General features: G+C 60.4%; 13 protein-coding genes. 5 read left to right on the forward strand and 8 right to left on the reverse strand.

All coding sequences use genetic code 11. The features are described from left to right. Positions 1-138: 138 nt before the first annotated feature. Entirely contained in the window at positions 139-579 is a 441-nt protein-coding gene (lysM, locus tag KVH01_RS08645) for a peptidoglycan-binding protein LysM (protein WP_217881160.1), read from the forward strand. Positions 580-626: 47 nt separating this feature from the next. On the opposite strand, the gene yrfG is transcribed toward lysM, so the two are convergent. Continuing rightward, on the reverse strand, positions 627-1,289 hold the full coding sequence (gene yrfG, locus KVH01_RS08650) for a GMP/IMP nucleotidase (RefSeq protein WP_217881161.1): 663 nt from the start codon (positions 1,287-1,289) through the stop codon (positions 627-629). Positions 1,290-1,376: 87 nt separating this feature from the next. Between yrfG and nudE the strand changes: the two genes are divergently transcribed. Then, positions 1,377-1,943, forward strand: a complete 567-nt coding sequence (nudE, locus tag KVH01_RS08655) for an ADP compounds hydrolase NudE (protein ID WP_043047369.1) — start codon at positions 1,377-1,379, stop codon at positions 1,941-1,943. Beyond that, positions 1,940-2,776: a 3'(2'),5'-bisphosphate nucleotidase CysQ gene (cysQ, locus tag KVH01_RS08660; protein ID WP_043047368.1), complete on the forward strand. Its 837-nt coding sequence runs from the start codon at positions 1,940-1,942 to the stop codon at positions 2,774-2,776. Before nudE ends, cysQ begins: the two co-directional genes overlap by 4 nt. 106 nt (positions 2,777-2,882) lie before the next feature. Here the strand turns inward: cysQ and KVH01_RS08665 are convergent, their stop codons facing one another. The 7 genes from KVH01_RS08665 to rfbB are packed head-to-tail and all read right to left on the reverse strand — an operon-like array spanning position 2,883 to position 9,964. Then, entirely contained in the window at positions 2,883-3,338 is a 456-nt protein-coding gene (locus tag KVH01_RS08665) for a thioesterase domain-containing protein (protein WP_217881162.1), read from the reverse strand. Between the two features lie 26 nt (positions 3,339-3,364). Then, the gene (locus tag KVH01_RS08670; protein ID WP_043047366.1) at positions 3,365-4,750 is read right to left on the reverse strand and encodes a sigma-54-dependent transcriptional regulator; all 1,386 of its coding nucleotides are present in this window, start codon (positions 4,748-4,750) and stop codon (positions 3,365-3,367) included. Beyond that, positions 4,747-6,555: a sensor histidine kinase gene (locus tag KVH01_RS08675; protein WP_217881163.1), complete on the reverse strand. Its 1,809-nt coding sequence runs from the start codon at positions 6,553-6,555 to the stop codon at positions 4,747-4,749. Before KVH01_RS08675 ends, KVH01_RS08670 begins: the two co-directional genes overlap by 4 nt. Before the next feature lie 34 nt (positions 6,556-6,589). Then, the gene (gene rfbD / locus KVH01_RS08680; RefSeq protein ID WP_318836569.1) at positions 6,590-7,471 is read right to left on the reverse strand and encodes a dTDP-4-dehydrorhamnose reductase; all 882 of its coding nucleotides are present in this window, start codon (positions 7,469-7,471) and stop codon (positions 6,590-6,592) included. Beyond that, complete coding sequence (gene rfbC, locus KVH01_RS08685; RefSeq protein WP_046070442.1) at positions 7,468-8,013, reverse strand: dTDP-4-dehydrorhamnose 3,5-epimerase; 546 nt, start codon at positions 8,011-8,013, stop codon at positions 7,468-7,470. Before rfbC ends, rfbD begins: the two co-directional genes overlap by 4 nt. Then, positions 8,010-8,885: a glucose-1-phosphate thymidylyltransferase RfbA gene (gene rfbA, locus KVH01_RS08690; protein ID WP_217881164.1), complete on the reverse strand. Its 876-nt coding sequence runs from the start codon at positions 8,883-8,885 to the stop codon at positions 8,010-8,012. The genes rfbC and rfbA overlap by 4 nt, the downstream gene beginning before the upstream one ends. Beyond that, entirely contained in the window at positions 8,882-9,964 is a 1,083-nt protein-coding gene (gene rfbB, locus KVH01_RS08695; RefSeq protein WP_056847202.1) for a dTDP-glucose 4,6-dehydratase, read from the reverse strand. Before rfbB ends, rfbA begins: the two co-directional genes overlap by 4 nt. Positions 9,965-10,409: 445 nt before the next feature. Between rfbB and aguA the strand changes: the two genes are divergently transcribed. Together aguA and KVH01_RS08705 are read left to right on the forward strand one after the other, a co-directional pair. After that, positions 10,410-11,516, forward strand: a complete 1,107-nt coding sequence (gene aguA / locus KVH01_RS08700) for an agmatine deiminase (RefSeq protein WP_217881165.1) — start codon at positions 10,410-10,412, stop codon at positions 11,514-11,516. Positions 11,517-11,750: 234 nt separating this feature from the next. Further along, positions 11,751-11,978, forward strand: coding sequence for a hypothetical protein (locus KVH01_RS08705; protein WP_217881166.1), 228 nt, complete (start codon positions 11,751-11,753; stop codon positions 11,976-11,978). The last annotated feature ends 45 nt before the right edge of the window (positions 11,979-12,023 follow it).

A 12,023-nucleotide genomic window follows, 5' to 3' on the forward strand; every position in this document is an offset into this window, starting at 1 on the left:
GTTGGTCGCTTCACTGCGGGCTTATTCCAAGGGCGGGTGATTTCAATACTTTTGAGTCTTTGGCCGATCTGGAACCCAAGTCTGTAGGACTGGTCTAGTCTTGGGCATCTGGAAATTAAATCCCAAGGAGAGCGCACCATGAGTATTTTTAGCTTTATCAAAGAAGCCGGCGAAAAGATTGTCGACCTGTTGACGCCGGGTAATGCGAATGCGAGCGAGCAGTTGAAGGAGCATGTGAGCAAGGTGGGCCTGGGTAATCCAAACGTGCAGACCACGGTGGAGGGCGACAAGGTTACGGTGACCGGTGAAGTGGCCACGCAGGAAGAGAAGGAGAAAATCCTGTTGGCGTTGGGCAACATTGCTGGCGTGGCAAGTGTGGATGATCAGATCACTGTATCGGGCCCTGTAGTTGCCGCTGCTCGCTTCGTCGTGGTGAAAAAGGGTGACACCCTCAGCGCGATTTCCCTGGCGGTGTACGGTAACGCCAACCAGTACAACAAGATCTTCGAGGCCAACAAACCACTGTTGTCGCACCCGGACAAGATCTACCCAGGCCAGACACTGCGCATCCCTGAGTAATACGCAGAGCAAAATGTGGGAGGGAGCAAGCCCCCTCCCACATGGGTTTAGAGCCCGGCAATGAGATCGCGGTAACCTTCTACTGCTGCAAATTCTGCCGTGTCCTTTGGCCCTTTCTTGCTATCGGGCTCTTTTACCGCCAGCAAATGCCCCACACCGAAATCCCGGGCGCTGCGCAGGATCGGCAAGGTGTCATCGATAAACAGGCTACGGGCCGGATCGAAGCGGATGTCGGCTTGCAAGGCTTCCCAGAATTGCGGGTTTTCCTTGGGAAAGCCGTAGTCATGGGAGCTGATCAATCGCTCGAAATACGGCGCCAGTTCAACGCGTTCCAACTTCAACGACAGCGAATCACGATGAGCATTGGTGATCAGGATCACGCGCTTGCCGGCCTGTTTGATCGCCGCCAGGAACGTATCGGCATCCGGTCGCAGGGCGATCAGGTGCGCGGTTTCCAGCTTGAGTTCGCGTACCGGGATCGCCAGCTCAGTGCTCCAGAAATCCAGGCAATACCATTGCAACTGTCCGGCGTTACGCTCGAACAGCGGCTGCAACTCCATCTCGGCCATGGCGCGGCTCACGCCGTGCAGTTCAGCGTAACGCTGGGGCAGGTGCTCCATCCAGAAGTGGTTATCGTAATGCAGATCGAGCAAGGTGCCGTCCATGTCCAGCAGGACAGTGTCGATGGCGTGCCAGGGCAAAGGGGGCATGGTGCGTTCTCATGTAAGTAAAGATATCCGACACAGACAATCGGAAAAGCCACGGTATAGTAACCCGATCACGCCAAGGAGCCGCTTATGCGCCAGAAACCCACTGTCCTCGCCCGCGAAATAGTCGCCAGTAGCCGTTTGTTCCGCGTGGAGGAAGTGCAATTGCGCTTTTCCAATGGCGTTGAACGGACCTACGAGCGTCTGGTGGGCCGGGGCACGGGCTACGGAGCGGTGATGATCGTGGCGATGATCGACGAAGATCATGCGTTGCTGGTGGAAGAGTACTGCGGTGGCACCGACGAGTATGAACTGTCCTTGCCCAAAGGTTTGATCGAGCCGGGCGAGGATGTGTTGGCGGCGGCGGATCGCGAGCTCAAGGAAGAAGCCGGCTACGGCGCACGGCAGCTGGAGCACATCACCGAACTGTCGTTGTCGCCTGGTTATATGAGCCAGAAAATCCAGGTGGTGCTGGCCACTGACTTGTACGAAGAACGCCTTGAAGGCGATGAGCCTGAACCGATGCGCGTGGAGCGGGTCAACCTGCGTGAATTGTCGGCGCTTGCGCAAAACGAGCAATTCAGCGAAGGCCGCGCCCTGGCCGCGCTGTACTTGGTAAGAGACCTGTTGACCCAGCGTGGAGCGTTCAACGCATGAGCGAACTGTTTTTAGGCCACCCATTTATCGCCCCTGTCATTGAACTGGCGCGCCAAGCGGGTGAAGCCATCCTGCCGTACTGGCGCGCCGACGTCGCCGTGACTTCAAAAGCGGATGATTCGCCGGTAACGGCTGCCGATCTGGCGGCGCACCATTTGATTCTCGCTGGCCTTACTGCTCTGGATCCGAGCATTCCGGTACTGTCCGAAGAGGATGCCGATATCGATCAAAGCGTGCGAGCCGGATGGCAGCGTTGGTGGTTGGTGGATCCGTTGGATGGCACCAAGGAATTCATTTCCGGCAGCGAAGAATTCACCGTCAATATTGCCCTGATCGAACAGGGCCGCGTGGTATTCGGCGTGGTATCAATGCCTACCACTGGCCGTTGCTATTTCGGCGGCGCGGGCCTTGGGGCTTGGCGTTCGGATGTAAATGCCGCGCCCAAGCAGATTCAAGTACGCCAGACCCCGGCTGCGGGCGAAGCGTTTACCGTGGTGGCCAGCCGTCGCCATACCAGCGCGGAGCAAGAGCGCCTGCTGGATGGTTTGAGCGAAGGGTTGGGCGAGCTGAAACTGGCGAATATCGGCAGCTCGTTGAAGTTCTGCCTGTTGGCCGAAGGCAGCGCCGATTGCTATCCACGCCTGGCGCCGACGTCACAGTGGGATACTGCGGCGGCCCAGGGTGTGTTGGAAGGCGCGGGGGGCGAGGTGTTGGAGTTGAATGGCCAGCCGTTCAGCTACCCGGCACGGGAATCATTGTTGAACCCATTCTTTTTGGCGCTGCCCGCGAAGGCTGCATGGCGCGAACGCCTATTGACCCTGGCCAGATCTTAAGATCACAACAGGGCAAAGTGTGGGAGGGGCTTGCTCCCGATGGCGATAATTCAGTCACCAGATACTTGATACACCGCTATCGATAGCAAGCCCCCTCCCGCACTTTTTAGCGGTGCAGGACGTACTGGCCGGTAAAGGTTACTGCCCGCTCTGCGCTGCCTGCATTCACAATCCATGTCTCCAGCGCCAACCGCGCCCGCCCATGACGCTTGTACGTCGCCAAAAAACGTTTCCACACCTTCTCATCCGGCGCTGCACAAATGGCCGTCGCATCCTGCGTCACTGGCAATGGATAACTGATCTGGCCTTCCTGAATCACGATATGCCCGTCTTCAATGCCTTCTTCGCGCAATTTCAGATGCAGCCAACCCCAACCTGCGAGCACGGCGCCGCAATAGAGGCTGCCGCCAAACATGGTGCTCTTGTGGTTGATGTTGGCTTGCAAAGGTAAATGCAGATGCAGTTGGTCGTGCTGCCAGTCGAGCACCTTCAGACCCATCTCCCGGGTTAGGGGGATGTCGTGGTGCAGGATGGTTTCCAGATAACGGCTGTCGCGGCTCATGGTGGCCTCTTGGCGGGTGGACAGTGTCATTCGTCGTCGGCGCTGTGGCTGGCGCTGTCGGCGAAGTTCAGGCCGTGCTTGCGCAGTTTGTCGTGCAACGTCTTGCGCGGCACTCCCAGGGCTTCGGCGAGGCTGCGCAGGGAACTGTGGGGGCGGGTCAGTTCGGCGGCGATCAGGCTCTTCTCGAACTGCTCGACCTGCTCGCTCAGGCCGCCAGGGGTGGAGGTCAGCACGCCGGCTGCCGGGTTGTCCTGGGTGTTGTCCAGCGCCAACTCCAGGCCCAGGGCGAAACGCTCCGCAGCGTTTTGCAGTTCGCGCACATTGCCCGGCCAGCTGTGGCGCAGCAATAGCGCGCGCTGGCCCGGTTGCAGCTCATGCAGGGGCAGGCCATGGCGGCTGCTGGCCTCGTCGGCGAAATGCTGGAACAGCATCAATGCATCTTCGCCCCGCTCGCGCAGGGGTGGAATGCGCAGCGGCGCGACATTCAGGCGGTAATACAAGTCAGCCCGGAAACGGCCCTGGTCGGCGGCCTGGCGCAGGTCTTCCTTGGTGGCGGCGATGATGCGGATATCCAGCGGGATCAGCTGATTGCCACCCAGGCGCTCCACTACACGTTCCTGCAACAGGCGCAGCAACTTGACCTGTACATCCAGGCTCATGCTTTCGATTTCATCGAGGAACAACGTGCCGCCATTGGCGAACTCGAACTTGCCGATGCGGCGTTTCTGCGCGCCGGTAAACGCGCCTGGTTCGTGGCCAAACAGCTCGCTTTCCACCACCGATTCGGCCAGCGCCCCGGCATTGATTGCCACAAACGGGCCGCTGCGGCGGCTCGACAGGTCATGCAATGCACGGGCGACAACCTCCTTGCCCGCCCCGGTTTCGCCCAGGATCAGCACATCGGCTTTGGTCGCGGCCAGCGCCCCAATTTGCTCGCGCAGGCGTAACATCTGCGGCGAATGCCCTACCAGGCGCGTGCTCAGTTGCTGGCGATCACTGAGGGCCAGGCGCAGGCTGCGGTTATCCAGCACCAGGCGACGCAGGGCCAGGGCGCGGCGCACGCTGTCGAGCAGGGCGTCACTGGCGAAGGGTTTTTCGAGGAAGTCATAGGCGCCGGCCCGCATGGCCTGCACCGCCAGCGGCACGTCGCCATGGCCGGTGATCAGCAGCACCGGCAGATCCGGGTCCTGGCCGTGCAGTTCGGCCAACAGTTCCAGGCCGTCCATACCGGGCATGCGGATATCGCTGACCACCACTCCCGGCCAGTCCCGCGACAGGCGGGCGGTGAGGCCGCTGGCTTCGCCCAGGGGCAAGACTTTCAGCCCGGCCAGGTCCAGGGTCTGGCAGAGGGCCTGACGCAGGTGGGGATCGTCGTCGATCAACACCACCTGAATCTGGTTATCGATACTCATACACTGCGGTCCTCGGACGGTTGCAGACTGACGCCCGGCGAGCCGGCACGCAATTTCAAGGTTAACAGCGCGCCGCCTTCCTTGTGGTTGGCGAACAGCAGTTCGCCGCCAAAGGCACGCATCAGGGTGTCGCAGATCGCCAGGCCCAAGCCAAGGCCCTGGGTGCGTGTCTTAGTGGTGTAGAACGGCTCGCTGGCGCGGCCCAGGGCTTCCATGCAAAAGCCCGGGCCATTGTCGCGAATGTACAGGTTGACGCCCTGCGCAGTGGTTTCGGCATTCAGCCAGAGTTTGCGCGGCGGGCCTTTTTCGGTGAGGGCGTCGAGGGCATTGGCCAACAGGTTGCCCAGCACTTGGCGCAAGCGGGTTTCACCAGCCTGCACCCATAGGGTTGCCTCCGGCAGGTCGCGGATCAGCTCCACTTCCATCGAGCGCCGCCGCTTGGCCAGCAACGCCAGGGCGTCGTCCAGCGCTGGCTGCAGGGCCACGCTTTCCGGGGCGTGGCGGTCGCGGCGGGCGAAAGCGCGCAGGTGGGCGATGATCGAGGCCATGCGCCCGGTCAACTCGCTGATCAACTTGAGGTTGCCGCGGGCATCGCTGGTGCGCTCGTGGTCGAGCAGGATTTCAGCGTTTTCGGCATAGCTGCGGATCGCTGCCAGCGGTTGGTTCAGTTCATGGCTGATGCTCGCCGACATGGTGCCCAGTGCCGAGAGTTTACCGGCCTGTACCAGGTCATCCTGGGCGCGCACCAATTCCTGCTGGGCGTGTTCACGTTCCAGCACTTCCTGTTTCAGGCGTCGGTTCAGGCCCTCCAGGTCGCTGGTACGCTCGGCCACGCGCATTTCCAGTTCGCGTCGGGCCTTGGCTTCGAAGGCGATACGTTCCAGGTAATGCCGGCGGCGCTGCATGATCAAGCCCAGCAACAGCATCAGCACCAACAGCGTGGCGCCACCGACGGCCATCACTGTGCGCACCGGGCGGTTGATCAGCGAGCGCGGTGCAAGGATTTCCACGTTCCAGCCGGTCTCGGCGATGGCCGTGGATTGGCGCAGCCAGGCGCTGCTGCTCAGGCTCAGCGGCTGCGGGTCGCGGGTTGGGTAGGGTTGGATGGCAATGATGGCCTGGCGTTCTTCGGCAGTCAGTGGCCGCGTGGCGCGGAACCGCCATTGCGGGCGTGAGGTGAGGATCACCACCCCGTTGTGGTCGGTGACCAGCAGTTGTTCCGGGGTATTGCCCCATAGGCTTTCGGTGTGGTCCAAGTCGACCTTCACCACCAGCACACCGATGATAGTGTCGCCATCACGCACTGCGGCGGCAAAAAAGTAGCCGCGCTTGGCCGAGGTCGTGCCCAGGCCGAAAAAGCGCCCCAGGCGCCCAGCCATGGCCTCGCTGAAATAGGGGCGAAAGGAAAAATTGCGCCCGACAAAACTGTCTTGTTTGTCCCAGTTGGACGCGGCCAGAGTCTTGCCGGTGGTGTCCATCAGGTACATCACTTCCACGCCGGCCTGGGCGGCGACGTCCTTGAGCAGCAGGTTGGCGTTGGCCAGGTGGGTGCTGACCTGGGGCGCGTCCAGCGCGGTGCGCAGGGCCGGCAGGTCACCGAGGATCTGCGGCAGCACTTCGTAGCGGTGCAGGGTGCCCAGCAGGTTGGCGACGTAGAGGTCGAGGGTCTGACGATTCTGTCCGGCCAGTTCGCTGCGGTAATAGCGCTCGGCCAGGTGCTCCAGTGGCCACAATAGCGGTGCCAGGCATAATGCCAGCAGGGCAAGGCTGCGCCAGCGGGGTCGTCGCGCAAGGGGTGGAGTCATGGGGATCGCGCCTGTGGGTACAGGCGCATTATGCCTACTGCTGCTGTGCAAGACACTCTTGCAATGCGTCCTGCCACTGCGGCTGGCTGACCTGCCATTGCTGCTGCAGCCGCGTGCAGTCCAGGCGCGAGTTGAGCGGGCGCTTGGCGGGCGTCGGGTAGGCGCTGGAAGGGATCGGCTCCAGTTCGGCACAGGCTCTGCCTTCGGCCCGCAGTTGCGCGCCAATGGCCTCGGCGAAGCCGAACCACGAGGTTTCGCCTTGGGCGGTCAGGTGATAGACACCCCATTCCCCGGCCTTGCCGGCTTGCCACTGCTCGATCAGCACACGGGTGCTGTTGGCGATGGTCCCGGCCCAGGTCGGCGCGCCGATCTGGTCGGCCACGATGCGCATCTGCGGTTTTTCCTGCAGCAGGCGTTGCATGGTCAGCAGGAAATTCTTGCCGTGGCTGGAATACACCCAGCTGGTGCGCAGAATCAGGTATTGGCCACCCACTGCAGCAATCGCCTGCTCGCCTGCCAGCTTGCTCTGACCGTAGACACCCAATGGGTTTGGCGTGTCGTTTTCGGTGTACGGGGCAGGTTTGCTGCCGTCGAACACGTAGTCGGTCGAGTAGTGGATCAACGGGATGCCCAATGCCTTGGCCTCCTCGGCGAGGATGCCGGGGGCGATAGCGTTGATGGCAAAGGCTGCGTCCGGTTCGCTCTCGGCCAGATCGACGGCGGTGTGCGCGGCCGCGTTGATGATCAGGCCGGGGCGATGGGCGCGTACCTGTTGGCGGATGCGGTCGGCGTTGGCCAGGTCAAGCTGGTCGCGGCCCAGGACGATAAGCTCGCCCAGGCCCTGGAGCCGCTGTTGCAGCTCTTGGGAGACTTGGCCGTGTTGGCCGGTGATGAGGATTTTCAGGGCAGCTGTCACAGGAATAAGTCCGCGTCTTTCAGGTTTGCACCGTTTTGATCCTTGGCGGACAGCGTCGGTGTGCCGTTGAGCTGCCAATCGATGTTGAGATCCGCGTCGTTCCAACGAATGCAACGCTCCGCAGAGGGCGTGTAGTAATCCGTGGTCTTGTAGAGGAATTCGGCGTAATCGCTCAGCACCACGAAACCGTGGGCAAAACCCGGTGGGATCCACAACTGGCGATTATTTTCGGCAGACAGTCGCACGCTGGTCCATTTGCCGAAGTGCGGGGAGCTGCGGCGGATATCCACCGCCACGTCCAGGACTTCGCCAGCCGTCACACGCACCAGTTTTCCCTGGGCGTGTTCTACCTGATAGTGCAAGCCCCTGAGCACGCCCTTTTGCGAGCGTGAGTGGTTGTCCTGCACAAATTGCAGTTGCAGCCCGCTGGCTTTTTCAAACTCACGAGCATTGAAACTCTCATAGAAAAAGCCGCGCTCATCGCCAAAAACCTTGGGTTGGATGATCAATACACCGGGCAACTCAGTGGCGGTTACATTCATTTAGTATTCCCGGCGAGCATGTACAAGTACTGGCCATAGCCGGTTTTGCCGAAGTATTTGGCGCGCTCCAGCAGATAGTCTCGGTCGATCCAGCCGTTCTCGTAGGCGATCTCTTCCAGGCAGGCTACTTTCAAGCCTTGGCGGTGTTCGATGGTCTGTACGTAGGTAGAGGCTTCCAACAGACTGTCGTGGGTGCCGGTATCCAGCCAGGCGAACCCGCGGCCGAATCGCTCTACGTGCAGATCACCGCGCTGGAGGTAGGCATTGTTGATGTCAGTGATTTCCAGCTCGCCGCGTGGCGATGGCTTGACCGCCTTGGCGATCTTGATCACGTCGTTGTCGTAGAAATACAGGCCAGTCACGGCGTAGTGGGACTTTGGCTTCAACGGTTTTTCTTCGATAGACAGGGCTCGGCCCTCTTTATCGAAGTCGATCACGCCAAAACGCTCAGGGTCTTTGACCCAGTAGCCGAATACGGTAGCGCCTGAAGGGCGTTCGGCTGCGCCGCGCAATTGATCGCTGAAATGCTGGCCGTGGAAGATGTTATCCCCCAGGATCAAGCACACAGGATCATCGCCAATGAACTCTTCACCAATGATGAACGCCTGCGCCAGGCCATCCGGCGAAGGCTGCTCGGCATAGCTGAAGCGCACACCGAACTGGCTGCCGTCGCCCAGCAGGTTACGGTACTGCGGCAGATCCACCGGGGTAGAGATCACCAGGATGTCCTTGATCCCCGCCAGCATCAGCACCGAGATCGGGTAGTAGATCATTGGCTTGTCATACACCGGCAACAGCTGCTTGGACACGCCCAGGGTAATGGGGTGCAAACGGGTGCCGGAACCGCCGGCCAATACAATGCCTTTCATCATGCGATCAAATCCTTTGCGTCAGTGTTGCCCAAGCGTTCACCTTGATAACTGCCATCCTGGACCCTGCGGCACCATTCCAGATTATCGAGGTACCACTGCACGGTCTTGCGCAGTCCGGTCTCAAAGGTTTCTTCCGGGACCCAGCCCAGTTCGCGCTCGATCTTGCTGGCATCGATGGCGTAGCGTTGGTCGTGGCCCGGGCGATCCTTAACGAAGGTGATCAGGTCGGTGAATTTTTCCACGCCGGCTGGGCGTTGTGGCGCCAGCTCTTCCAACAGGGCGCAGATGCCACGGACCACGTCGATGTTCTTCTGCTCGTTATGGCCGCCGATGTTGTAGGTCTCGCCCACAACTCCAGTGGTTACTACTTTAAGCAGCGCGCGGGCATGGTCCTCGACGAACAGCCAGTCACGCACCTGCAAGCCATCGCCGTACACCGGCAGCGGCTTGCCCGCGAGGGCGTTGAGGATGACCAGTGGGATCAACTTTTCGGGGAAGTGGAACGGCCCGTAGTTGTTCGAGCAGTTGGTCAGCAGCACCGGCAGGCCATAGGTGCGCTGCCAGGCGCGTACCAGGTGGTCTGAGGCCGCCTTGCTTGCCGAATACGGCGAGCTGGGGGCGTAAGGCGTGGTCTCGGTGAAGAGATCGTCCACGCCGTGCAGGTCGCCGTAGACCTCGTCAGTGGAGATGTGGTGGAAACGAAACGCGCTCTTCGCCGGTTCTGCCAGCTTCTGCCAGTAGGCCCGGGTGGCCTCCAACAGGCTATAGGTGCCAACGATATTGGTCTGGATAAAATCCGACGGGCCGTCAATGGAACGGTCGACGTGGGATTCAGCCGCCAAATGCATGATGGCGTCAGGCTGGAAGCGCGCAAGTATGGCGCTCACGGTGGCCTGGTCGATGATATCGGCCTGGACGAACTCATAGCGGCTGTTGGACGCGATACTGGCCAGCGACTCGAGGTTGCCGGCGTAGGTCAGCTTGTCCAGGTTGAGCACTTCATGCTCGGTGTGTTGAATCAAGTGCCGGATCAGGGCCGAGCCAATAAATCCGGCGCCGCCGGTGATGAGAATGCGCATGTCGAGGGCCTTTTCCTTAGACGGACATTAAGCGAAAGAAGCATAGCTTGAGTTGTGAATCGGGCCGGCGCAAGCGCCGCGAGCATAAGGGGTTGATTAAAGCCCCTGAACAATGGCGATATAGACGTCTGAAAAAACAAACGCCGTCACAATGTTGTTGCCCCTGTTGACCCATCGTGCCTGTTCAAGCGGCACTATGGACAGCACGCATGGCGGCTTTGTTCTGTAAATCTGCCGTGATGACCACGCCACGATAGGGGTTCTGAGTCAGCATGCAGCTCTCCATCGTCAGGGACGTAAAGATATCGGATGGATCAGTTGACGCTTGTCGATAGTTATCGGCTACATCATGTGTTTATCGATGTTAATCCAGATTAACCGCTTTTAAAGCCGATTTTTATCCGTTATAAAGTCGACCTTCACCCCATTCGGAGCCCTGATCGCCATGACCACCCTGCACAGCACCCCTCGCGCCGATGGCTTCCACATGCCTGCCGAATGGGCGCCACAGACCCAAACCTGGATGATCTGGCCCGAGCGCCCGGACAACTGGCGCCTGGGCGGCAAGCCCGCGCAGGCAGCCCATGTGGCCGTGGCCAAGGCCATTGCCCGCTTTGAACCGGTGACCGTCGCAGTTTCCGCCGGCCAGTACGAGAACGCCCGTGCGCGCCTGGATGTGCCCAATATTCGCTTGGTGGAGATGTCCAGCGACGATGCCTGGGTGCGGGATACCGGCCCGACGTTCGTGATCAACGACAGCGGCGAAGTGCGTGGGGTGAACTGGGATTTCAATGCCTGGGGTGGCTTCGACGGCGGTCTGTATTCGCCGTGGAACCGTGATTCCCAAGTGGGTGGCAAGATCCTCGAGATCGAACGTGCGCCGCGCTACCGTACTGAAGGCTTTGTGCTCGAAGGCGGTTCGATCCATGTGGACGGCGAGGGCACCCTGATCACCACCGAAGAATGCCTGTTGAACCGCAATCGCAACCCGCACCTTGATCGAGCAGCGATCGAAGCAGTGCTTAGCGATCACCTGGCGGTGGATAAGATCATCTGGCTGCCGGACGGCCTGTTCAACGATGAAACCGACGGCCATGTGGATAACTTCTGCTGCTACGTGCGCCCGGGTGAAGTGTTGCTGGCCTGGACCGATGACCCACAAGATCCGAACTACTCACGCTGCCATGCGGCCATGGATGTGCTGCAAAACAGCACCGATGCCCAAGGCCGCTCGTTCATCGTGCATAAAATGCCGATCCCGGGGCCGCTGTACGCCACTGAGGAGGAGTGCGCCGGTGTCGACCCAGTGGACGGCAGCCAGGAACGTAATCCGACCGTGCGGTTGGCCGGTTCCTACGTCAACTTCCTGATCGTCAACGGCGGCATCATCGCGCCGAGTTTCGACGACCCGCTGGACAGCCAGGCCAAGCAGATCCTGCAGAACCTGTTCCCCCAGCACGAGGTGGTGATGGTGCCGGGGCGTGAACTGTTACTGGGCGGTGGCAATATCCATTGCCTGACTCAACAACAGCCAGCCCCGCAGAGAAATTGAGTGCAGTTGTAACAACGCCTTGATGGCAAGCGGGCACTGCGCGATTGCAGTGTTCCCGGCAAGCCCGCGGCCCAGCCAGGTCGCGGGCTTTTTTATACCTGAATACCAATGAACACTGGGAATTGGCATAGCTCTTGTATCGCTGTCGCACAGTGGCCCAGGGTGATGACTGCACAGATCTGTCACAAACCTTGAGTAAGTTAGCCGCTCACGCAGCAGGAGAGAGCGCTGAAAATGAATGTTGATATCAACCCTATCTACACGCGCCCGTTCCACCCGACGCGGGTCAACGGCGACGCGATCCATGCGCTGGCGCTCTGGTTGAAGGCAAACGGCTCGAGACAGATCAGGCAAGCGCCTGACTGGCGCAGCGTGATGCGTGAACGCTATCCGGTGGGGTTGTTCACGGAGGATGAAGTGCGCGAGCTGTGTGACCTGATGTGTAACTCTAAGGCGCGCTGAGACCTTATGTGGGAGGGAGCAAGCCCCTCCCACAGGTTGCATTTA

This window comes from Pseudomonas khavaziana, assembly GCF_019145205.1.
Lineage (GTDB): Bacteria > Pseudomonadota > Gammaproteobacteria > Pseudomonadales > Pseudomonadaceae > Aquipseudomonas > Aquipseudomonas khavaziana.